The sequence below is a fragment of the Aestuariimicrobium sp. T2.26MG-19.2B genome (assembly GCF_950101875.1).
In the GTDB taxonomy this organism is placed as follows: domain Bacteria; phylum Actinomycetota; class Actinomycetes; order Propionibacteriales; family Propionibacteriaceae; genus Aestuariimicrobium; species Aestuariimicrobium kwangyangense.
Genome location: NZ_CATNLW010000002.1, coordinates 547,425 through 570,325, shown reverse-complemented (window position 1 = coordinate 570,325; position 22,901 = coordinate 547,425). Strand labels below are relative to the sequence as shown.

At 70.0% G+C, this 22,901-nt stretch carries 13 protein-coding genes; 7 read left to right on the top strand and 6 right to left on the bottom strand.

Going from position 1 to position 22,901, the window contains the following annotated elements; all coding sequences use genetic code 11:
• Window positions 1-125 precede the first annotated feature (125 nt).
• The 3 genes from QQZ11_RS12470 to nudC all read left to right on the top strand — a co-directional run bounded on the left by QQZ11_RS12470 (window position 126) and on the right by nudC (window position 7,550).
• Complete coding sequence (locus QQZ11_RS12470; RefSeq protein WP_284550641.1) at window positions 126-3,326, top strand: ATP-dependent helicase; 3,201 nt, start codon at window positions 126-128, stop codon at window positions 3,324-3,326.
• Window positions 3,326-6,583, top strand: a complete 3,258-nt coding sequence (locus tag QQZ11_RS12465; RefSeq protein WP_284550640.1) for an ATP-dependent DNA helicase — start codon at window positions 3,326-3,328, stop codon at window positions 6,581-6,583. The genes QQZ11_RS12470 and QQZ11_RS12465 overlap by 1 nt, the downstream gene beginning before the upstream one ends.
• A 70-nt stretch (window positions 6,584-6,653) precedes the next feature.
• Window positions 6,654-7,550: an NAD(+) diphosphatase gene (gene nudC / locus QQZ11_RS12460; RefSeq protein WP_284550639.1), complete on the top strand. Its 897-nt coding sequence runs from the start codon at window positions 6,654-6,656 to the stop codon at window positions 7,548-7,550.
• Here the strand turns inward: nudC and recD are convergent.
• Genes recD through QQZ11_RS12445 form a run of 3 tightly spaced genes read right to left on the bottom strand, consistent with a single transcriptional unit; the run spans window position 7,501 to window position 16,081 of the window.
• Complete coding sequence (gene recD, locus QQZ11_RS12455; RefSeq protein WP_284550638.1) at window positions 7,501-9,396, bottom strand: exodeoxyribonuclease V subunit alpha; 1,896 nt, start codon at window positions 9,394-9,396, stop codon at window positions 7,501-7,503. The genes nudC and recD overlap by 50 nt on opposite strands.
• Window positions 9,397-9,446: 50 nt before the next feature.
• Window positions 9,447-12,890, bottom strand: a complete 3,444-nt coding sequence (locus tag QQZ11_RS12450; RefSeq protein WP_284550637.1) for a UvrD-helicase domain-containing protein — start codon at window positions 12,888-12,890, stop codon at window positions 9,447-9,449.
• Window positions 12,887-16,081: an exodeoxyribonuclease V subunit gamma gene (locus tag QQZ11_RS12445; protein WP_284550636.1), complete on the bottom strand. Its 3,195-nt coding sequence runs from the start codon at window positions 16,079-16,081 to the stop codon at window positions 12,887-12,889. Before QQZ11_RS12445 ends, QQZ11_RS12450 begins: the two co-directional genes overlap by 4 nt.
• 153 nt (window positions 16,082-16,234) lie before the next feature.
• Between QQZ11_RS12445 and QQZ11_RS12440 the strand changes: the two genes are divergently transcribed.
• The 4 genes from QQZ11_RS12440 to QQZ11_RS12425 all read left to right on the top strand — a co-directional run bounded on the left by QQZ11_RS12440 (window position 16,235) and on the right by QQZ11_RS12425 (window position 19,790).
• Entirely contained in the window at window positions 16,235-18,358 is a 2,124-nt protein-coding gene (locus QQZ11_RS12440) for an ATP-dependent DNA helicase UvrD2 (RefSeq protein WP_284550635.1), read from the top strand.
• Window positions 18,359-18,594: 236 nt separating this feature from the next.
• Entirely contained in the window at window positions 18,595-18,786 is a 192-nt protein-coding gene (locus QQZ11_RS12435) for a hypothetical protein (RefSeq protein ID WP_284550634.1), read from the top strand.
• A gap of 102 nt (window positions 18,787-18,888) precedes the next feature.
• Window positions 18,889-19,179: a WhiB family transcriptional regulator gene (locus QQZ11_RS12430; RefSeq protein WP_022910430.1), complete on the top strand. Its 291-nt coding sequence runs from the start codon at window positions 18,889-18,891 to the stop codon at window positions 19,177-19,179.
• A 119-nt stretch (window positions 19,180-19,298) separates the two neighbouring features.
• Window positions 19,299-19,790 (top strand): arsenate reductase/protein-tyrosine-phosphatase family protein, encoded by a 492-nt coding sequence (locus QQZ11_RS12425; RefSeq protein ID WP_284550633.1) that lies wholly within the window; start codon window positions 19,299-19,301, stop codon window positions 19,788-19,790.
• On the opposite strand, the gene QQZ11_RS12420 is transcribed toward QQZ11_RS12425, so the two are convergent.
• From QQZ11_RS12420 to QQZ11_RS12410, 3 genes are all read right to left on the bottom strand, one after another.
• Window positions 19,777-20,745, bottom strand: coding sequence for a hypothetical protein (locus tag QQZ11_RS12420; RefSeq protein WP_284550632.1), 969 nt, complete (start codon window positions 20,743-20,745; stop codon window positions 19,777-19,779). The genes QQZ11_RS12425 and QQZ11_RS12420 overlap by 14 nt on opposite strands.
• A 167-nt stretch (window positions 20,746-20,912) precedes the next feature.
• Window positions 20,913-21,074: a DUF5679 domain-containing protein gene (locus QQZ11_RS12415; RefSeq protein WP_022910427.1), complete on the bottom strand. Its 162-nt coding sequence runs from the start codon at window positions 21,072-21,074 to the stop codon at window positions 20,913-20,915.
• Window positions 21,075-21,373: 299 nt separating this feature from the next.
• Window positions 21,374-22,837, bottom strand: a complete 1,464-nt coding sequence (locus QQZ11_RS12410) for a zinc-dependent metalloprotease (RefSeq protein WP_284550631.1) — start codon at window positions 22,835-22,837, stop codon at window positions 21,374-21,376.
• Between the last annotated feature and the right edge of the window lie 64 nt (window positions 22,838-22,901).

Below are 22,901 nucleotides of genomic sequence, written 5' to 3'. Positions count from 1 at the left end.
GATTGGATGTCCCTGTGACCCCAACGACGCCCCCCTCAGCCGTCCCAGTCGCCGGTGGCGACGGCACCAGGCAGGCGTCGACGAGGCCGCGAAGGGTGGTCCTGCCGCAGGCGCCGGCGCCCCTGGTGCCCGATCCCACCCAGGTCGCAGCCCTCTCGGCTGCCGCCACCACCGACTCGCTTCTGGTGCTCGGAGGCCCGGGCACCGGGAAGTCGAGCCTGGTCGTCGAGTCGGTGCGCCGCTCGGTCCTGTCGGGTGTGGCGTTGGAACAGTGTCTGGTGCTCGCCCCGACGCGCCCTGCGGCGCAGGCCCTGAGGGCCACCATCGCCCGAACCCTTGGGGGTTCGCACCTGCGCCCCCGGGTGATGACCGTCCACGCCCTGGCCCACTCGATCCGAGACCTGGCCGAGTCGCGTCACGACGACCCGTCCGGAGAGGGCGGGCGGGCACGTCTGTTGACGGCCCCCGAGGCCGAGTTCCGCATCCGGGAGCTGTTGCTCCGCCACGATGTCACCGGTTGGCCGTCCCACCTGCGCCACGCATCCAGGACCCTGGCCTTTGCCCGGGAGGTGAGGCAGGCGATCTCACGCGTCCGTCAACTCGGACTGGATCCCGAGCGGGTGGCAGCACTCGGTCGCGAGACCGATCGTCCCGAGTGGGTGGCACTGGCCGAGTTCTTCGAGGAGTACCTCGACGTGCTCGACTCCGAGCAGGTGCTCGACTACGCCGAGATCGTCCACCGGGCTCGCCTGGCCTTGCTCGACGACGACACGCTGGCGGCGGTCAGGCGCCCGATCTCCCGGGTCTGGGTCGACGACCTCGGCGAGCACGACCCAGCCCAAGTTGCCCTGCTGGTCGAGGTGGTCGGAGCCGCCATCCCGATCCTCGCCACAGGTGACCCCGGCACCAGCGTCTTCGGGTTCCGGGGTGCGGACGCCCGCGTCCTGGCCGACTTCGAGCAACTGTTCGGCGCAGCGGGCAGGCAGGTGGCGACCCTCATCCTTGAACACAACCACCGCAATGCGCCGGAGGTTGCCGCCGCGGTGACCCGGATCGAGGCCAGGCTGCCACGCCCGGTGGCGTTTCGTCCCGCATCCCGGGCCGCCGAACCACCCACTGCGGTCCGCCCCGGAACTGTCCGTGCCCGCGTCTTCGACTCCTTGGGCGCAGAGGCCGAGCACATCGCCCACACCCTGCGCCGGGCCCGACTCGAGGACGGCGTGCCGTGGGAGGGGATGGCAGTGATCACCCGCAGCGGGCGAGGCCTGCTGCCGCTGCTGGCGCGCACGTTGGCGGTGCAGGGGGTGCCGGTACGACTCGGCGCCGATGACATGCCGCTGCACGAGTCCGCCGCTGTGCGCGCCCTCCAGCACGGACTGGAGGCTGCCTTGGCGCTCTGCTCGGCCAGTGGCGGCGGCGCCGAGCAGGAGGCGGCTGCCGGCCCGGATCTGGCCCCCGATGTTGTCGACGCCCTGCTCAGGTCACCCCTGGGTGGGCTCGACGGACTCGCCCTGCGGCGACTGGGTCGTCAACTGCGCAGCCAGGCGGACGACATGCACGTGGACGTGTTGTCGTCGCAGGCCTGGCGCGCGGCTCTGGTCAGTCACCCGGACGAACTCCCGCACGTGGGTCCATCGCCGGAGGTCGACGCGGCGCGCAGGCTGGGTCGTCTGCTTCGGTCCGTGGCGGAGGTCGTGCGACGCGACGAGAGCTCCGCCGCGGCCCTGTGGGCGCTCTGGGAAGGAACTGGGTGGCCCACCGCACTGGAGCGTCAGGCCTTGGCCGAGGATGACGGGTCGGCCACCGCTCACCGCGACCTCGACGCCGTGATGGCCTTGTTCGATGTCGCGAACCGTGATTCCTCCCTCGTGGGTGCACGGGCGGTGCGTGCGTTGGTGGCCGAGATCGATGCCCACGACATCCCCGCAGACCATGCCCGCGAGACCGGGCCCCGAGCGCGGGGGGTTCTGCTCACCACGGCCCATCGCGTCAAGGGCGAGAGCTTCGACGTGGTCGTCGTCGCGGGCGTGCAGGAGGGCCAGTGGCCGACGACCAGGCGGGTGGGCACGATCCTCGACGCCAACCAGTTGACCGAACACGGCGTCACCGGGCTCGAGCCCTTCTCGGTGCGGGTCAACAACGAACGCCGACTGTTCCTGTTGGCGGTCAGCCGGGCGCGCACCCGCGTCGAGGTCACCTGCAGCACCGGGGTCGAGGGTGAGGCGGACCAGCCGTCCCGGTTCCTGGCCGAACTGGTGGGTGCTGAGCCTCAGCGCGTGGTGGGCCGCCCTCGACGTCCCCTCACGATGACCGCCCTGGTGGCCGAGCTGCGGCGCACGGTGGAGGATCCCCATGCCTCCCCGGGGCTGCGCGAGCACGCCGCTGCCAAGCTCGCCTCACTCGGCCGCGCCCGCGGTGCCCACCCCGACCAGTGGTGGGGGATGCATGACTACACCCAGTCCGCCGCGCCGGCCAGCGACCGGACCCGCCCCGTTCGGCTCACCCCGTCCGAGGTCGAGAGCCTGCTCGGCTGCGCCCGGCGCTGGTTCCTCGACAGGCGCGCACGTGCCGAGTCCAGTCGGGGATCAGCGGCCAGCCTGGGCTCGGTGATCCATGTGCTGGCTGAACACGCCTCGGCCGCCCAGATCGGCGCCGGAGAGCTGATGGAGCGGCTCGACGAGGTGTGGGACCGCATCCCCTTCGACGCCGCGTGGCTCTCCCACTCGGAACGGGTGGTGGCGGAAGAAGCACTGGAGCGGTTCGCGCGTTGGGATGCGCGCTCGACCCGCACCGTGGTGGGAACCGAGGTGCCCTTCCGTGTCGTCGTTGACGTCCCCGACGGTGACAGCCTCGACCGGGTCGAACTGGTGGGCAAGGTCGACCGGCTCGAACTCGACGCCGAGGGACGACTGCACGTGGTCGACCTGAAGACGGGGCGGATGGTGCCCAACCAGAAGCAGGTGGACGAGCACGCCCAACTCGGGGTCTACCAACTGGCTGCCATGCAGGGGGGCTTTGCTGAGGTCGTCCCCGAGCACAGGGACGTGGGCGGGGCCGAACTGGTCTACCTGCGCAAGGCCGACTCGTCGGGCGGTCCGACCGTACTGCGCCAAGGATCACTGCAGAACCATCCCTGGACGGCCACCACCCCCGACGACGGATCGGCCGACAACTGGGTGCGGCACAAGCTGGCCCGGGCTGCGGCCACGGTCCGAGCCGAGCAGTACCCGGCCACGGCCAATGACATGTGCCGATTCTGTTCCCACGCGGGCTCGTGCCCGCTCTGGACGAACGAGCGCGGCACCATCCAGCCAGGGAGACGATGATGCGCACGTTCCATGACCCGGGCGAGCTCGTCGACGCCATGGGCATCCCCTTCTCGGCGCAGCAACTGCGTGCCATCACCGCCCCCCTGGAGCCGGCCGTGGTGATCGCCGGGGCAGGGTCGGGCAAGACAACGGTGATGGCCGCGCGGGTGGTGTGGCTCGTGGGAACGGGGCAGGTTCGTCCCGATCAGGTGCTCGGCCTCACGTTCACCCGCAAGGCCGCCGCCGAACTGGGGCATCGAGTGCGGGCCGCGCTGCTGAAGGCGGGGGTGATCACCGCCGGCGTCGACGAGCAGGGCGAGGAGGTGGTGATGACCTATGACTCGTTCGCGGGTCGACTCGTCACCGAGCACGGCTCCAGGATCGGTGTCGAGAATGCCTCGGCGCTGATCACCGGCGCCGCTCGGTACCGGTTGGCCTCGCGGGCCGTGAACCGGGCGCCGGGCCCCTTCCAGCACGCCTCCAGACTGCGCCCCGACTCGCTCACCGAGCGGGTACTCGGTCTCGAGGCGATGATGAGCTCCCATCTGGTCACCGCGGAACAGATCAGGGAGCACGCCCTCGTCCACGAACGCCGACTCGACGAGGCCCCCCGCTGGAGGGGAAACCCCTACAAGGCCATCGAGCAGGCAGCGGCCACGTCCGCGGAACGGGTCGAGCTGCTGGGTCTGGTCGACGACTACCGAAGCCTCAAGAACTCCCTGGGGGTCACCGAGTTCGCCGACCAGATGGCGGTTGCTGCCCAGTTGGCCGACCAGGTGCCCCACGTCGGACGAGTGCTGCGCGAACAGTTCCGGGTCGTGCTCCTGGACGAGTACCAGGACACCTCGTCGGCCCAGGCGCAGCTGCTGCGAGCGCTCTTCTCCGGCGACACCCCCGCCAACGGGCTGGGCCACCCCGTCACCGCGGTGGGAGACCCCTTCCAGGCCATCTACGGATGGCGCGGCGCCGCGGCCAGCAACATCCTCGCCTTCCATCGCGAGTTCCCCCGCGTGGCCGGCACGGGTTCGCAGCCCGCGGCTGCCTACCAGCTCACCGTCAACCGGCGCTCCGGGCCGCACATCCTCGAGGTCGCCAACGACATCGCCGGATCACTGCGGGGCGACCCGGTGCTGCTCAAGCACGACCCCAGCGGTGCGCAGACGCCGGGCGCGCTCGTCGCGCCCGATGATCGACCCGGCGGGGTGGTGCGGGTGGCAAGCTTCGACACCTGGCCGGAAGAGGTTGCCCACATCGCCGACGACATCGTCCGGCTGCATCGGGAACGGCCAGACCTGGACTGGAAGGACTTCGCGGTGTTGCTGCGGAGGAACGCCGACTCGGGTGATGTGCACCAGGCCCTGGTCGGGCGAGACGTGCCCGTCGAGATCGTGGGCCTCGGTGGTCTGCTGGGCCTGCCCGAGGTGGCCGAGGTGGTCGCGACGCTCAGGCTGGTCAACGACGTCACGGCGAACCCCGAACTCGTGCGCCTGCTGACGGGGCCACGGTGGCGGATCGGTGCGCGTGACCTGGCGCTGCTCGGAGCCCGGGCCCGTGAGTTGACCCACCGCGAGGGCGCGGGGCAGGAGGTGCCCGACCTGTTCGGCGAATTGGCCGAGGCCGTCTCCGACACCGACCCCACCGATGTGGTCAGCCTGCTCGATGCCACCGGCGACCTGGGGGAGGGACCCTACTCGCCCCAGGCCCGGGAACGGTTCTCTGCCTTCGCGGCAGAGATGGCACGACTCCGCCGACACTCCAGCGAGCCCGTGCTGGATCAGGTGCGCCGGGTGATCACGCTGCTCGGCCTGGACATCGAGCTCAACACCAGTGGACGCATCGGCGCCTCCGACCAGCTGGCTGCGTTCATCGACTGCATCGCCGACTACGTCGACGTCGACGGTGACTCGTCGCTCTCGGGCCTGCTGGCCTGGTTCCAGGCGGAACTCGACCACGGTGTGGGACTGGAGCAGGCCACTCCCAGTGCCCGGGACTCGGTCAAGCTGCTCACGGTGCACCGGGCCAAGGGTCTGGAGTGGGAGGTCGTCTACCTGCCGGCGTTGGTCGACAAGACGTTCCCCTCCGACCGGCTCACGGACAACTGGGTGACCACGGCCAGCGCCCTCCCCGCCGTGCTGCGCGGTGACGCCGACTCGATCGACCAGTTGCCCGAGTCCCTCACCAAGCAGGCACTCGATGACTACGCGGCGGCGCAGCGGGCCTCCAACCGGCTGGCCGAGGATCGGCTCGCCTACGTGGGGGTCACCCGGGCCAGGGAGGAACTGGTGGCCACCTGCCATGTGTGGCGACCGGCCCAGGCCAAGCCCAAGGAGGCCAGCAGCTACTTCACTGCTGTCGCCGCGCAGGCGATCGAGCAGGATCGCGTCGACCATCTCGCGGGCCCCACGGCTGATGTCAACCCGATGCTGGGCGGGGCCGAGACGACCGCGTGGCCGGTTCCGGTCGACGACGCACAACGCGGCCGGCGCATCGACGCGGCCGAACGGGTGATGCGAAGGATCGCCGACCCCGACGCGCCGTTGCCCGATCTGTCCACCGAGGACGCGAACCTGCTGGCGTCGTGGGACGCGACCCTGGCCGCCCTGGAGGACGAGCGCGCGGCTGATCTCGCCGACCGTGACCAGGTGACGCTGCCGGGCTCCCTGTCCGTCACCCAGGCGATGCGGCTGGCAGCCGATCCGGCGGAGTACCTCAAGCGGATCCTTCGACCGATGCCAGCTGCGGCCTCACGCTCGGCGAGCCTCGGCACGCAGTTCCACGCCTGGGTGGAGTCGCGACTGGGCCAGCAATCGCTGCTCGAACCTGAACCCGAGGACTCAACCGACGACGGTGACCCCGCCACCACCGCCAGATTGGCGGCCCTGCAGCGGGCGTTCGAGGCATCATCGTGGGCGCAGCGCACGCCCGTGGCGCTCGAGGTTCCCTTCGTCCTCACCGTCGGTGACGGATCCGCAGAGGGCGGAGCCGTGCAGCTGCGGGGTCAGATCGACGCCGTCTACCCGGGAACCGATGAGCACACCGATGCTGTGCTCGTGGACTGGAAGACCGGGCGCGGCGCCGCGGACGAGAACCAACTCGCCATCTACCGGCTCGCTTGGGCTCGCGCCCACGGGCTGCCCGTCGAGCGGGTTGCTGCGGGGTTCGTCTACGTGGGCAGTGGACGAGAGCACTGGTCGCAGCGTCACCTCGACGAAGCAGGCATCCTGTCGCTGATCACGGCTGCCCGACGTGATTCCCAGGACAGCACCACCTCGTGACGGGCACGAGGTGTCGGCCGCGGCGAGTGGACCCGCCGGGGGGTCCGGATCGGGCGGATAGGGTCGGGGCGTGGCCAGCATTCCTCGTAGCACCCGCGTCCTGCTCGACCGGCAAGCAGACTTGCGCTCCGACCATGGAGCCCTGGTGGGCCTGTGGCAGAAGGAGACCTCGCGACTGGTGGGGATCGACGCCTCGGGGGCCCTTCGCGGGGGCTTCGAGCGCCGACCCACGGGCGAGTTCGACCCCCAACGACACGTCTTCCTCGGGGTGGGTGGAGGTCGTGAGTGGTTCGCCGTCGAGGTCGGGGTGGACGCCGACACCTCCTCCATCCACACCCTGAGGGAGGGCACGCTCCACAACCTCGAAGAGGAGGTGGTTGCCACAGCCGCCGCCGTGCTGGGCTGGCACCGGCGCGAGCCTCGCTGCGAGAAGTGTTCGGGGACGACGTCGGTGGCCGAGGGCGGATTCGTCCGGTTGTGCAACGACTGTGGGGCGCAGGTCTTCCCCCGCACCGACCCAGCCATGATCGTGGTGCTGCTCGACCCCGCCGACCGACTCCTGCTCGCCCACGCGGTGGGGTGGCCCGAGCGTCGAATGTCGCTGTTGGCCGGCTTCGTCGAAGCGGGCGAGTCCCTGGAGGCGGCGGTGGTGCGCGAGGTCGATGAGGAGGCGAGGCTGCGGGTGACCCACGTCGGCTACCTGGCCAGTCAGCCCTGGCCGTTCCCGCGGTCATTGATGCTGGGCTGCGTCGCCCGGGTGGAGCCCGGGGAACCGCGCGTGGACGGGGTCGAGCTCGACCAGGCCACCTGGTTCAGCCGGGCCTCCATGGACGACGCTGTCGCCTCCGGGGACCTGGTGTTGTCACCGATGGGATCCATCGCACGCAGGATGATCGAGGCGTGGCGCGCAGGGTCGGTCAGTGCTGCGGACGCGGCTGTTGCGGTGGTTCGAGACGCAGGCCGCTGACCCGTTCGGTGTTGCGCAGGACGGCCGCGCGGACGGCGTCGGCTGTCCCGACCAGACGCACCCGATGGATCGCCCTGGTGACTGCCGTGTAGAGCAGTTCCCGGGTCAGCAGGGGCGAGGTCTCCGGTGGCAGCACCATGGTCACGGAGCCGAACTGTGACCCCTGCGACTTGTGCACCGTCAGCGCGTGCATCGTCTCCAGTCCGTCGACGAGTGAGGGTGCGATCAGACGAGCGCCCTCGGGGGTGGGCAGCGCGAGCAGGGTGGCGGGATGCCGTGCGGTCGCGGACCCACCGGAGGCCGACGGACCACGGATCGCCCCTGGGGTCGACTGGGGCGCGACGATCACTCCTGCGTCACCGTTGAACACCCCGATGTCGCGGGAGTTGGCGGTCACCAGGATCGGCCGGCCCGGATACCACTCCCCGGCCACGCCGTAGCCCTCGATGCGATGGCGCAGCAGGTGCTGCACCTGTCTGGTCCACCCGCCCACGCCGTGTCGTCCCTCGCGGTGGGCGAGAAGGATGCGATGGGCGTCGAGGGCGGCGAGCGCGGACGTCGCGTCCCCCGCCAGGGCCGCGGCATGCATCGCCTCGCCCTGGCTCACGAGTTCGTCGACCAGCCCGGGCACATCGGTGAGGTCTGGTCCGTCGGCACCGACCCAGGTGATCGACTCGTCCGAGCACCGCAACAGCCTCACGACCTCGTCGGCATCGCCCGCTTTGATGGCTTGGGCCAGGGTGTGGATGTCTCCGGGGTTGCGCCAGTTGCGCTGGAGTTCCACCACCGCCGACTCCTTCGAGGTCGCGGCGGTCGTCAACCCGCTCACGGCGACGTCGGCGAGCACCCGTCCGGCGTCCACGCTGCTGAGCTGGTGGGGGTCACCCACGACCACCAGCCGCGCCGTCGGACGCAGGGCCGAGAGCAGGGCCGAGAACATGGCCGTGTCGACCATGCTGGCCTCGTCGAGCACCACGACGTCGTGCGGAAGGGGATTGCCCGGCCCTCGGGTGAAGCCATTGCCCAGCCCGCGTGCCCCCAGCAGGGAGTGCAGCGTCTGGCCGGACGGGATGTCGGGCAAGGGCAGGGCAATCCCGGCCGCTTCGGATCTGACTGACTGCTCGAGCCGGGCGGCGGCCTTGCCACTGGGGGCGGCCAGCGCCACGGTGAGGTGCCGCTCGGTCTGGCTGGTCAGGACCGCCAGCAGCCGGGCCACCGTCGTGGTCTTGCCCGTGCCGGGGCCGCCGGCGATCACCGAGGTCCATGACCTCGCCGCCACGCTGGCGGCGAGCCGCTGCAGGTCGACCTCGCCGGGCTGGAGACGGTCACGGGCGAAGAGCGCGTCGAGGGCCCTTTCGAGTTCTTCCTCGTCGATGCGAGGGGGTTCTGCCGACTGACGCATCGTCAGGGCATGGCCGATCTCGCGCTCGTGGGTCCACCACCGGTTCAGGTAGAACAGCGTGCCCGCCAGCCAGTACGGACGGCGGGGGTCGTCGTGCCCCGGCTCGGCGCGACCCACTGACTCCGATCCGGCGATGGAGACGGCCCATGAGGCTGGCTCGGGCCACGGCAGGGCCTGTACCGCGGCCAGTCGATCCGCCGACGTGGTGTCGTCGCTCTGCCCGTCGCCATCGGTCACCTCAGCCAGCACGCGGTCGCGGATGGTCGACAGGTCAACGCAGACCGAGCCCTGGCGCAGTTGGCGGACAGCCAGCGCTGCGGCCAGTTGCACCTCCGGTTCGGTGATGGCGCACAGGCGGCAGATCACCTGAGCGAGTTGCACGTCGGGAACCTGCAGCACTCCGGCCTGGTTGAACAGTGCCAGGACGCCGGTGGCGCTGATCACGGTCCGAGGGTCGTGGGGGACCTCAGCGGAACTGAGCCTGGCTGCCGTGTTCACATCGACTCCTCGGAGCGTGCAGTCAGGAGTGCGTCAGCGGCCAGGACGAGAGCCGCCGAGGGCCGCCAGGCGAACACCCCGTACGGGGACGATGGTGTGCTGGCGGCGTCGGGACCGGCCATACCGCGGACGAAGAGGTAGCCCACGCCCCCCAGATGGATGGTGGGGTCGTAGCCGGGTTGCCGCCATCTCAGGAACCGGTGCAGGGCCACGCAGTAGAGCAGCGCCTGCAGCGGGTAGTGGGCCACCACCATGGCGTCGGTCATGGCCTCGGTCGTGTAGTCCTCCACGCGCAGGTCGCGGCCCGCAGGCAACCAGATGCGGTTGGTCTTGTAGTCGACGACGAGGTGGCGTGATTGGCCACCCTCGCCCGGGATCCGTAGCACCGCGTCGATGGAGCCGGTCAACCAACCGCTGAGTCGTTCCTCGGCGGCCGGACTCTCGGCCAGCGCCCGACCGTATTCGGCCAGCGGGTCGTCGGCCGGAACCAACGCACGGTCGTCGAACAGCCCCGCCAGGTCGGCGAGGGTGGCAGCACGGTCGGAGTGGGCGGCCATCGGCAACTCGAAGTCGAGTTCGGTGAGTCGGTCACGCAGGGGGATGTCGACGAGGGCTCGCCCGGCGGCCAACTGCCCCAGAGGAGTCCGCACGACGAGCCCGAGGCCGGCCGACAGCTCCGCCAGCCCCACGTCGGGGACCGGGTGCTGGGCATGGGTCTGCGCCACCACCCGCGCCAGCTCGGACGGCAGGTCGTCGCTCGTCCAGTCCAGCTGCTCGAGGGCGAGGTGCACCAGGCCTCCGAACTCGGTTCCGCCGGGCAATCCGGTCAGGGGCTGCGGGAACCGGGTGGCGGGGACATCCGAGGACGGCTCGGCGTCCGGCCGGGCTGAGGGTCCGGCGTCGGACAGGTCGGACACGGCCGGGTCGAGCAGTTTGTCGCTGCCGGCGCCTTCGTCGGTGGCCGGTTCGTCCTCGGTGGGGAGATCGCCGACCGGAATGCCGTGCGCGTGACGGGTGAGCCCGGTGTAGGAGGTGCGTCGCCACTCCTGGTCGAGTTGGCGCGTCCATGAGCGGGCCCGCTCGGGCAACACCGACAATGCCGTGCCCACGGGTGGCAACGGGGGCGGGGCCGACTCGCCCACCAGTTGCACGTCGATCAGGGGGGACCACAGCTCGTGGATCTGCTCGGCACGCTGCCGATCGGCGGTCACGTAGGGGGCAGGGACGCCGGGGGCGTCCGGCTGGTGCAGCAGCCGGTTGATCGCCGATTCACCGGTGCTCGGGTCGGCGCTCCACCAGATGCGCAACAGGTACTGGGGCCGGGTGGCGGCGACGTAGGCCAACCGCAGGAGTTCGTCGCGGTCATCGGCATCGATGCGCTCACGCTGCGCGGGCGTGGGCGCGGCCGCGATCACGGGTTCTCCCGTCTCGTGCAGCACCTGGGGGTGGCTGCGCTCCGGCTTGCGGCGAGCGGCTGTGGTCAGGTCGGGCAGGAACACCACCGGCAGGCTCAGACCCTTGGCCCGGTGAATGGTCATGACCTGCACCGCACCGCCATCTGCCTCGAGTCGGCGCGTCTGCTCGTCGGCCACCGCACGGTCATGCATCCGCTCGTCGAGCCACCGGGCGAGGTGAACCGCCAGGTTGGCCCGCGGCTGCGATGCCCCGATCACCGACGCTTGGGCGTGCAGGAGTTCGGCCAGGTGGCGCAGGTCTGTGAGCCGCCGTTCGCCACCGCGCCTGGACAGGAGGCGAGCCGGGACGCCACGTCGGGTGGACAGTTCCTCGAACATCGCTGCGACCGAGCCCTGCTCGAGACTTCGTGCGGCGCGACGCAGGTCGAGGCCGATGTCGGCCAGCTCGGCGTCGCTGACGCGGGCCAGGTCGGGGACCTCCAGTCCGAAGAAGTCCGTCAGCGCCGACCTGCGCAGAGTGGCCGAACCCGGTCGGACGAGAGCCTGCAGCAGCGCGGCCCAGTCCGTCGCAGCAGGCGAGGTGAACACGGAGTCGGCGCCCGCGAAGACCACGGGAACACCGGCCGAGGCGAGGTGTTCCCTCACCTGCTCGGCCCGCCGGTTGGCCCGCACGACGATGGCGACGTCCTGGGGACGGATGCGTCGTCCGGGCTGGTCGGCGGGCAGGTCGGGTTCCCGGACTTCTGCATTCGCCAACACCGACTTGACCTGCTCGGTGAGATCGCGCAGCACGATGGGCCACTGCTGACCGTCCCGATCGAACTCGGTGCCCTGGTCGGGCACCACCAGCCGCAGTTGCAGCGCCGGGACCGGCCCACCGTCGATGCCCCGCACGACCGACGAACTGCCGCCCGTGGCAGGGGGGCAGGTGATCTCGCGACCCAGGTCTCGTCCGCGGAACAACCGGTCGACCTGCGACACGAGCTCACTGGTGCTGCGCCGGTTGGTGCGCAGGGTGAACTGCTGGTCGGACGCGGCGCGGGCCGTCAGGTAGGCGTAGACGTCAGCCTGTCGGAAGGCGTAGATCGCCTGTTTGGGGTCGCCGATCAGGAACACCTGGCTGTGGTGGTGGAAGGCTGCCCGCACGATCTGCCACTGCAGGGAGTCGGTGTCCTGGTACTCGTCGATCATCACCAGCCGGAATCGACGGCTCAGCGCGTTGCGGGCAGCGGCCGCCGTCGGTGGTAGCCGGTCACGGTCGGCGGCATCCACCTCAGCCTGCAGGGCGCGATGGAGCCTGACCACCATGTCGTCGAAGTCATAGCTGCGCGACTGCCACTTGCGTTGCTCGATGCCTTCCCGAAGATCGGTGCCGAGGGCGACCTTCTCCAGGGTCGACGCTCCCGAGGGGGTGTCGAACCTGGCCTCACCCGACCGGACGAGGTCCATGAGTCGCCTGGCGTAGCTGAACCACGGCACGTTGGTGGTCTCGGCGGCGTGGTAGCGACGGGTGTAGGTCTCGTGCAGCACGTCCTCGAGCAGGTCGGCCGGATTCTCGACGAACTGGGCCGTGGCATCGAAGTCGGCGAGCACCCCCAGTTCGGCCAGCATGGCGTGGCAGAACTGGTGAGTGGTCGCGATCGTCGCCTGGTCGAAGTCCTGTCGTGCCCGCTGGAGTCGTTCGAGGCGCAGACGGAGCACCTCCGGTGGGCCGGCGAGCAACAGGTCACGCACACCATCGTGGAGCACTCCCGCCGTGGCGGGCCGCCTGCCGTCCAGTCTGGCCTCGAGCCCGTCAACCGTCTGCACCAGCCGGTCATGCAGCCCGGTGCGCAGTTCGCTCGCAGCCCTCCGGCCGAAGGTGACGAGCATCACCTGCGGCATCTCGTACCAGCCCTCAGCCAGGGCGCGGGTGGTCAGTGCGGCGATGGTGGTCGTCTTTCCCGTGCCCGCGCTTGCCTCGATGAGGGTGGTGGACATCATCGGCGCCATGGACAGGGGGTCGAAGTCTCTGACCTCGCTCATGGCAGCACCATGGCCTTCCGGATCGGTGCGAAGAGGTGATCGCCGAACTCGGCCACGGTGAACTCCAGGTCGGCGTGCACGGGGGCCTGCAACAGCGACGTCTGTGTCGGAGGCAGGAATCCGCTCCAGTCGTCGTCGCGTTGCAGAGTCCGGAACTCGCGAGCGATCTGCTTGTCGAGCTGGGCGCGTTCCTCCGATGGCATGGCCGCCGACCGCTGGCCGACCAGGTGGAGCAGCCTGACCGGTGACACCAGGATCGAACCCAGCCCGAGCGACCGCCACTCGAGGAGGTCGACCAGCAGGTCGCGACAACGTGCTGGACTCGGGGCCTGCAACACCATGGTGCGACTGTCGAGGTGCAGGCTGCGGGCGCGAAGGGGGGAGTCGAGTGCGACCGAGACGGCCAACAGCGTCAGCCATGACTCGAGCAGGGCGGCGCCGTTGAGTCGGGCGTACGAGACGGAGAACACCGTGTCGTGCCGCATCCTTGCCACTCCGCTGAGTTGCCAGCGCCCCAGGCTCAATGACAGCGGTTGGTCGAGCGGCTCGCCGGGCACCTCTGAGGCTGCCGCGGCGAGGTCTGCCGCCGTCTTCATCACCTGCTGCAGGGAGGCTCGTCCCAGCTGCCCCGGCGGTACGTCGCCACCCAGGGCGGCCGCCGTGCGCACCTGCTCGGGGGTCGCCCCCGCCAGCAATTGCTCCAAGGCCTGCTGTCCCACGCCGAACTCCGTCAGTCCCCACAACTCAAGGGGCACCTGCCGGCTGGACTGCCGCCCGTCGCGGTTGAGGCTGGTACCGATGGCGTGACGGAGCATCGCCCGGGCGGGGTTGCGCCAGAAGCCGGTCAGATCGGCCAGGGCCACCGCCCCGGGTGCCACGTCGGGGAAGCGCCACTGCAGGGGTGTGGGCTCCGCGGGTGCGGGTAGTTGCTGGGCTTGCGCCAGGGCCTGCGCGGCGGCGAGGGCCTCACCATCGAAGCTGAACGGATGCTCGTCGGTCCGCGGGTCGGAGACGAAGTTGACCGGGCTGTGGGGTTGCAGCGACATCGAGCGGGCCTTGAAGCCGGGGCAGACACGTTGCAGGGCCGCCGTCAGCTGGGCCACCGCCACGGGCGGTTCGACAGGTGCCCCGGTGCGCGGGTCGGATCCTTGGTGCACGACCAGCAAGCGCTGCCTGGCTGCGAGCAACGTCGTCAGCAGCGCTCCCTGCGACTGCACCCGGGGGTCGTGCTCGGCATCGAGCTGGCTGGCCAGCAGGTCGTCCCCCCAGCGCCTGGCGTGTTGCGGGAAGACCCGTTCGTCAAGTCCCAGCACGGCAACCACCCGATGCGGGATCCCGCGCAGTTCCTCCCACCCGACCGCGTGCACCGCACCGTTGCCGAACGCCGGCCTGGAGGGCCAGTCGGCGGCGAGGGTGCGCATCACCTGATGGACGTCATGCTGGTCGAGCGGGGCGGAAGAGGCAGCGGCGGAGGCCCAACGGCGAACGGCAGCGACGGTCGCGGTGATCGCTCCCTGCTGGTCCCACGGGAGATCGACGAACAGTTCGACAGCCCGCTGGATCCGTTCGGCCCACACTGGTGCGGTGGCAGCCTGCCGGAACTCCTGGTCGAGCCAACGCACGCGCGAGACCAGTTCGGCCAGCTGACCCACCAGCCGCAGGTCACCCGCCTCGACGTGGGAGATCGGCAGCGCGGTGCCGACCCAGGTGAGGGGCCTCTCCGCGAAGGTCGCACCCGCAACCATGCGCTCGATGGCATTCACCCACGTCCCCTGGGGAACCCCGGGCATCCCCAACTCCGCCCGCGTCCGGGAGTCGAGCCCCCACCGCAGCCGGGCACGTTCCACCAGCGCGCGAATGCGTTCGTGGTCGTCGTGGGAGAAGCCGAACCTGCGCGAGACGGGAGGAAGGGACACCAAGGTGTTCAGGTCTTCGGCGCCGGCCCGTCCGATCACCAACGCGAAGAGTTGGTCCACCACTTCGTGCACGGGGCCGCCCGTGCCGGAGCGCTGGGGCACCTGCACCCTCAGCTGGTGGCCGGGGTGCACGAAGCCGTCACTCTCCCTGGCCCCGAACGAGGCCTGCAGCAACGGTGCGTAGGTGGGCAGATCGGGGCAGACGATCACCACATCACGGGGCTCGAGGGTGGGGTCGTCCTCGAACAGTCCGCACAGGGCGTCCCGCAGCACCTCCACCTGTCGGTCGGGCCCGTGGCTGCGCAGCACCTGCACCGAGGTGTCGGGAGGACCCGTGCGGGAGTCCCCGGTGAGGATGGCCTCGCCCAGACGCCCGAGCACGGTCGTCGGTGCCCGGTCGACATCGTGGGCGGGGACCACCGCGGCGCCCAACTCGACCCAGCCGGCGACGGCGACCTGCTGGGCCTGCTGCAGCGGGTCGAGAACGGGGTGCTGGCCCTCGGATCGGGTCACGAGCTGGAGGCAGCGCAGGGGAGTGGCCCTGGCCAGGGCCACGGTCACTTCTCGTTCGTCGTGCCGCAGGGGTGAGAGGGCCGCGACACAGATGCGTTCCCAGTCGAGAGTGACCCGGGTCAGCCCCTCCAGCAGGGACTGGTGCTGGGCGCGGGGATGGTGCTCGCCGATGCGCTGGGCGCAGCGTCGCATCAGTTCGAACTGCCAGCGTTCGTGGTCGGCCAGCGGCTCGCCCGTCACCGTGACCGGGTTCCCGAGGCTCCATTCCTCGATCATCGCTGGTGCCAACCGGGAGTACCGGTGCACCAGACGCGCCCACCGATGGGCGGTCGCCCACAGGCGTCCGGGGCGCTGCTGCACTGGTGAGGGGCCGGGGCGCAGGTGTGCGCGCAGGGCGTCTGCCCAGCCGGGAGGGGTCGGGTCGTCGAGCACCTCGCACAGCACCTCACAGGCCGCCAGGGCCAGAGCGGGGACCGACCACGGGTCGCCGTCCTCGGTCAGGCCGAGCCGGTCGCGGAGATGGTGTCGGACCTGGTCCATCGACCAGAAGTCGACGCCCGCCGTGATGCCGAAGGTCAGTGCCACCTGCTGGGAGAGCCAGCGTGCCTGGCCCGGACTCGAGACGATGACGAGTTGACGTGCGAAGGGGTCCCGCAGGGGACCACCGACCCATGAGGCGACCTCGGACGCCACCGTCTCGCCCCGCGTGCACAACTGCACCTCGAATCCGGGGGACGGGTCTGTGGCGTGCGGCACTGTCATGATGCACCTGACCCTAGAGGCAGGCTGCGACATTTCCGTGGCCGGCCAGGTGACTGGGACGGGAGTGCGATCGAGGGCCCGATCGGGGGAGGACGACCAGGGGGTGATCCAACCGGGTCGAACTTGTCGGTGGCCGTGGCTACAGTCGCTCGGGTGAACCCGACCATCGCCACCGTGCTCGACGCACTCGATCCGGAGCAGCGACAGGTGGCTGAGGTGCTCGACCGCCCGATGGTGGTGATCGCTGGTGCCGGGACGGGCAAGACCAGGGCCATCACCCACCGCATCGCCCACGCCTCGCTCATCGGCGCCAAGGATCCTCGGCGCACCCTGGCGGTCACGTTCACCACGCGGGCCGCGGGCGAGATGCGCTCCCGGCTCGACCAGCTGGGTGTGAGCGGGGTTCAGGCCCGCACCTTCCACTCCGCTGCCCTGCGTCAACTGCAGCACTTCTGGCCACGCGCCCACCGGCGCGAGTTGCCACCTGTGACGGCCAACACGTTCTCGCTGGTGGCCGAGGCCGCGGGTCGCCACCGCCTGCGCACCGACACCGGCCTGCTGCGCGACCTGACCGGCGAGATCAGCTGGGCGAAGGTCACCAACGTCGCCCCGGGGGAGTATCCGCGGCTGGCCCGCGCAGCCCACCGATCCGTCTCCGGGCTCGACGAGACCACGGTGGCCCGAGTCCTGACCAGCTATGAGCAGGTGAAATCGGAGCGTGACCTGATCGACTTCGACGACATCCTGTTGCTGACCGTCGCACTGCTCGGCGAACACCCCGAGATCGCAGACGAGGTGAGGGGCCGTTACCGCCACGTGCTGGTCGACGAGTTCCAGGACGTCTCCCCGCTGCAGCGCAACGTGCTGGCCGCGTGGCTGGGCGATTCGGACGACCTGTGTGTGGTGGGCGACCCGCATCAATCCATCCACGCCTTCGCAGGGGCCCGGCCTGCCTATCTGACCGATTTCACGCTCACCCATCCCGATGCTGCCGTGGTCAGGCTGGTCCGTGACTACCGGTCGACGCCGCAGGTGGTCGGTTTGGCCAACGCCGTGCTCCGCACGGGCTTGGACAAGGCCGTCCCCCGCACGGGGCTGGACGGTTCCGTGCTCCGCACGGGCGACCCGCTGGTCAGCGGTGTCCCGACCCTGGTGGCCCAGCAACCCGACGGACCGCCACCCGAGGTGGTCGGTTCGGCGACGGAGGCCGACGAGGCCCACGACGTGGTTCGGTGGCTCCGCTCGCGCCACAGCGACGGAGTGCCGTGGGACGAGATGGCCGTCCTGTTCAGGATCCGCGCGCAGTCCCCGGCGATCGAGGCGGCGCTGGACGATGCCCGGATCCCCTACGTGGTGCGGGGGACTGAACGCTTCTACGAACGTGCCGAGATCCGTCAGGCGCTCGGTCAGGTGATGGCGCAGGCAGCACAAGGGCCTGACCAGCCCGGGCTGAGTGCCCTCAGTGGCATCCTGGCCGGCTTCGGTTGGCGCGAGACGGCACCGGAGGGTGCTGGCTCCGCACGCGAACGGTGGGAGTCGTTGACTGCGCTGCTCGACCTCGCCCGTGACTTCGACGACGAGTACGACGGCGTGACCTTGGGCGTGCTGGCCGAGGAACTCCAGAAGCGGGCCGACCTGCAGCATGCGCCCACCGCCAAGGGCGTCACCTTGGCCACCATCCACTCGGCCAAGGGTCTCGAGTGGGACGCCGTCGCGGTCACGGGCGTGCACGAGGGGAGCCTGCCTTTCGTCCTCGCGACGACGGACGAGCAGCTGGCCGAGGAGCAGCGCCTGCTCTACGTGGCCGTGACCCGGGCCCGCTTCCACCTGCGGGTCAGCTGGTCGCGCAGTTCGACGCAGGGACGCGGCAGCCGCAACCCGTCGAGGTTCCTCGGCTCGCTGGCGCCCCGGGTGAGTGCGCCCGAACGGGTGCGGGGAGCCGGACGCAAGCAGCGCGGGACGGCCCAGAGCGAGGTGTGCAGGGTCTGCGGCGAAGGGCTGCGGACGGGCTCGGACCGCAAACTGGGGCGTCACGTCGATTGCGCCAATGATGTCGACGAGATGTTGTTCGAGGCGCTGAGAACGTGGCGCAAGCAGGTGGCCGACGAAGCCTCGATGCCGGCCTTCGTCATCTTCACCGATGCCACCCTGATCGCTCTGGCTGAGCGGCGCCCCACGGATGGGGACGACCTGCTGAAGGTGCCGGGAGTGGGTCGTGCCAAGGCCGACAAGTTCGGCGAGCAGGTGCTGTCGATCATCGCGGCTGCCACCAGCTGAGCCTGCTGCGTTCCTGGCGGAGCGGGACGTGGCAGATCCGGGGGCGCGCTGGCAGACGGAGGCGACGGCCCACCCTCCGGAACTTCTGCCGGAAATGTGTCACTGCTTGCCATAAATGGGTTGCCAGCCAGAGGACCGTGCAGGGTAGTCTTCTCGGCAGGTCATGGGGTCCCATGTCCGTACGGCAAACAAGCTGCACCGCACGGTGGAGCGAGCACTGAGAGGAGGGCAACAAGATGTCGAACATCACAGGCGAGTCGAACCAGATCGTGGTGACCCGGAACGTGGTTGTTCTGCGTCCCGCTGCGCGCGTTGCCCTCACCACCACTGCGTCTCGCTTCGGCAAGCCCTTCGGCGCCCTCTATGGCGCCTGGATCACTGCCAACCCCACCCCTGCGGATCGCCGCTTGAGCGGAGACACCTGCTGACAGGTCTCTCTCCAGTCAAGGCTCAGGCCGTGAACCCGCCCCGGGATTCACGGCCTTCGTGTTTTCCGGACTCCGCCACTCCATCCCGGAAGAAACCACCTCATGAGCCTCGACATCCTGCTACCCGACCTGGCAGCCGATGACTTCGACCTTCCCTGCCATCGTGTCGACCCCGAACTGTTCTTCTCCGACGTACCCACCACTGTCGAGGAGGCCAAGGCCATCTGCGGGCCCTGCCCGCTGCGCGCCGAATGCCTCACCGGCGCCATCGAACGGCGTGAACCGCACGGTGTATGGGGTGGCGAACTGTTCGACAACGGGGTCGTCATACCCCGCAAGCGTCCCCGTGGGCGTCCTCGCAAGCACCCCCTCCCCGGCGAGGTGGCTGCCTGATGGGCACTGATCCCGCGGGCATCGACCCGACCAGAGAACCTGGCCTTCCCATGGGAGGTCAGGTTCTTTGCTTGTGCGGGCGATCGGCGCGCCGGGTCCCATGGGGGAGAATCGTCGCCATGGCTGAACTCCTGTTCGTGTGTTGGGGCAACATCTGTCGCAGTCCCATGGGGGAGGTGATCGCGCGGAACTGGGCCCGGCATCAGCGCATCGATGTGGACGTCGCCAGCGCCGGGGTCAGCCGCGAGGAGGAGGGTCGTCCCATGGATCGACGTGCCCGAGAGGCGTTGGTCGAGCACGGTTTCGACGTCGGGGGCACCCGTCCGGCCCGCCTCGTCAGCCAGGACATCTTCTCCGCGGCCCGACTGGTGGTTGCCGCCGAGGCCTCACACGCCAGGCGGATGGAGCGGTTGTCGAAGGCTTCGCCTGACGTCTCGGTGAGATTGGTCAGCGATTTCATCCCCGGTGCGGTGTCCGGCTCAGCGCTGGACGACCCCTGGTACGGCGACCTGGACGACTTCCGAGACACCAGGGCCGCCCTGATCGACGCCATGCCAGGTGTCTTCGCCGAACTCGACGCCCTGAGGGCGGCAGGGATCAGTCGACGCTGACCGAGCCGGTCACCGGTAGGGCGGTCTGGCAGGGGCAGTCCGGATGGGCCAGCCATTGACGGCACCACGGGCCGGCGGTCGACGACGCAGACCACACCGTCGCGGTGTCGACCCCATCCCCGGCCGGTGGGAGAGCCTGTGGCGACCGGGGAGCGCCAGCCGAGGTGACAGCGCCGACCAGGAGGGATGCCTGCCGCGCGGCCCAGCCCACCATCGCCTCGTCAGTGGACGCTCGCGTACGGGAGAGGGTGGCCACCGTCGTCGGCCACCGTGGGTCCCCGGCGGCCTTAACGATGTCGTCGCAGCACAGGCAGGGGCCTCGTCCGGGAACGACCATCGGTCCCACGTGGGCGGCCGCTCGGTGCTGGGTGACGATCAGATGGGTGAGCCCGCTGCGCTGGAGGTGATCGGTCACGGCACGGTCGGGAAGCACGGTGGGGGTGACCACCACGGCCACGTCCACGCCCTCGGCGGTGAGGTCGGCCCAGTGGCCTCCCACCACGAGGGTGCGTGGGGAGTCGACCCGCGAACGCAGCCACTGGTGCAGGGCACCGGCGCCCGTGGAGTCCCGGCTCCTGGGGTAGAGCCCTCGGTCCGGCGCGGACACGTCCACCAACACCAGGGTCGTCCCTGCTTGACGGCACGTGGCCAGACAGAACTCCTGGGCGAGTCGACCCGAGCCGATGACCGCGACCGTGCGCGGCCGGGGCTGGGTGTGGAGCGCGCCTGCGGACGCCAGTGCCCCGCACAGGTCCAGCCATTCGTCACGCCTGTGGGCTGGGAGGGTTGCTGCCAGTGCCACGGCACCATCGGTGCCCGTGCAGCGTCGCAAGGTGCTGACCAAGGTCGCGTCGAGGTCCCCGAGGTGCCAGATGCGCCCGACATCATCGATCAGCCTCCAGCCTCCGTCGTGGACGAGGTCGCCGGTCAGCAGGACTGGGGGGTCAGCGGTCATCCCCTCATCCCACCCGGCGATGAGTTGCCGGGGAGCCAGCGGGGGGTTCCGGACAACACCGGGACAACACCGGGACGACGCCGAAACATCGCGCCGCCTGCGACCTGCCCCGGAAACCAGAACGGACGACCCCCACCGGGGGTCGTCCGTCGCGGTGAATGGAGTTCTCAGGCCTTGCCGAGGATGCGGTTCAGGTTGGTGCCGCACTCGGGGCACTTGGCCTTGGCCATGCGGGTGCCCTTGTCGTTGACGACGACATTGCCCTCGGCGGTGCGCTTGGCCTTGCACTTCACGCAGTAGAACTCGCCGTTGTAGGTCTCGTCTGCCACTTTTCCTCCTTGTGTATGGGTTGACCCACTCGTGCCTCTCACAGAGTCCCGAGCGGGCAGCTACCGGATCACTGTAGCCAAGCCGGTGGCACTTGCCGGCGAACACGCGCTCGACGTGGCCCCTTTCCGGGCGAAGAGAAACCCCCGGAACCGGCTCGCTTGCCTTCCCCTGCACGCGATCGGCCCTCCGGGGGCTTCACGAAAAAGGTAGTGGGCACGTGGATCAGGCGTCAAGCGCCGCATCCGTCGCGAGGCTGACCCGACCAGGGCCGTGACCCGCGGGTCAGCCTTCGGCGTGATCAGCCCTCGGGCTTGTCCGACTCCTCGGCGAGCAGCTGCGCCAGGGCGCGGTCCATCTCGTCGCCCTCCGCCGGGGCCTCCGCCTCGGGAGTGGCGAAGCCCATCGGGTCGTCAAGGGCTGCCGCTGTCGGCAGGAGGTCGGGATGGCTCCAGAGGCGATCCCGTTCGTGCTGCCCACGCAGTTCGGTGACGGCCGCCCACAGGTTCGCCGCGTCACGCATCCGACGCGGACGCAGCTCCAGTCCCACCAACGACGCGAAGACCTCCTCGGCCGGACCGCCCGCACCCCGCCGCCTGCGCCACGACTCGGCGAGCGCCGCATGGTTGGGCATGTAGCGACCGGCAGCCTTCGCGACCAGTTCGTCGACCCATCCCTCGGTCAGCGCCAGCAGGGTCTCCAGACGACCGAGCACCTCGACCTGCTCGGGCGTCCGACTGGGTTCGAACAGCTTGCCCTGCAGCTGCTCGGAGAGCTCCTGCATGCGTTGCGGGGTCATCTGCTCCATCTCGTCGAAGTCGAACACGCTCTCGACAGCGGCTTGGTCAATCCGCGTCTCACGGGCGTAGTGCTCCACATAGGCCAACAGCTGGGGGCCCAGCCAACCGACGTGGGCGAACAGTCGCTGGCGTGCCGACTCGCGCAGGGTCAGGTAGAGACGCACGTCGTCCAGGGGCAGTTCGAGTTCCCCGAACTGGTCCTGGACATTCTTCGGCAGGATAGTCACCCGCGGCTCAGCCAGCAGCTGGAAGCCGATCTCGGCGCCGGATACGACCTTTCCCGAAAGGCTGGCGAGAGCTTGGGCGAACTGCAGCTGGTACATGCCGGCCGCCATCTGCTTCATCATGGGCGCCAGCATCTGGGTGAGGCCGGCCATCGGGTCATCGGCGGGAAGTTCGGCCTGCTGCTGGGTGAGCAGACCCATCATCGCGTCGGCCAGCGAACCGATGATCGGGTCAACGATCGGTTTCCACGACGCGACAGTCGACTCGATCCACTCCGCCCGGCTCCACGCCTGAGGGGTGCTCGCCACCTGGGGGAACTCGCACACCTCGTCCAGCCACAGATCGGCCAGCCGGACCGCGGACTGGACCGCGGACTGGTCGTGCAGGGTCGGGGTCGGGTCCGGACCCGCTTGGGCGGAGAGTTGCCGGGTGAGCTGGCGCACCTGCGTCCAGTTCAGGGATCCACCCTCGGGCTGCTCACCCGCGCCGGTGGAACCGGGCATGCCGGACAGTCCGGGAAAGCCCCCGAACCCGGGGAACGGCCCACCAGCCAGCAGGCCACCTGGGAACTCGCCCCCCTGGGCACCCAGCATCTGCTGCAGCCGGGCAGCCAACTCGTTGAAGTCGACCTGGCCACCGGCACCGGTCAGACCCAGTTGTTCGAACAGGGCCTCGAAGGGGTCCTTGGGCTGGTCGTCCCCGCCCGGGGTGGGCGAACCTGGGGTGGTCGGCGGTGTCAAGGGATCCTCCTGGCTGCTGCAGACCTTGCGGTCCGTGTCTGCTCCATTGAACCGCAGCGCGTCC

What these genes read in the sequence shown, in the direction of transcription:
- QQZ11_RS12465 (WP_284550640.1), top strand. Translation starts at nt 3,326, where the DNA reads ATGCGCACGTTCCATGACCCGGGCGAGCTCGTCGACGCCATGGGCATC.
- QQZ11_RS12450 (WP_284550637.1), bottom strand. Translation starts at nt 12,890, where the DNA reads ATGAGCGAGGTCAGAGACTTCGACCCCCTGTCCATGGCGCCGATGATG.
- QQZ11_RS12445 (WP_284550636.1), bottom strand. Translation starts at nt 16,081, where the DNA reads ATGACAGTGCCGCACGCCACAGACCCGTCCCCCGGATTCGAGGTGCAG.
- QQZ11_RS12435 (WP_284550634.1), top strand. Translation starts at nt 18,595, where the DNA reads ATGTCGAACATCACAGGCGAGTCGAACCAGATCGTGGTGACCCGGAAC.
- QQZ11_RS12430 (WP_022910430.1), top strand. Translation starts at nt 18,889, where the DNA reads ATGAGCCTCGACATCCTGCTACCCGACCTGGCAGCCGATGACTTCGAC.
- QQZ11_RS12425 (WP_284550633.1), top strand. Translation starts at nt 19,299, where the DNA reads ATGGCTGAACTCCTGTTCGTGTGTTGGGGCAACATCTGTCGCAGTCCC.
- QQZ11_RS12420 (WP_284550632.1), bottom strand. Translation starts at nt 20,745, where the DNA reads ATGACCGCTGACCCCCCAGTCCTGCTGACCGGCGACCTCGTCCACGAC.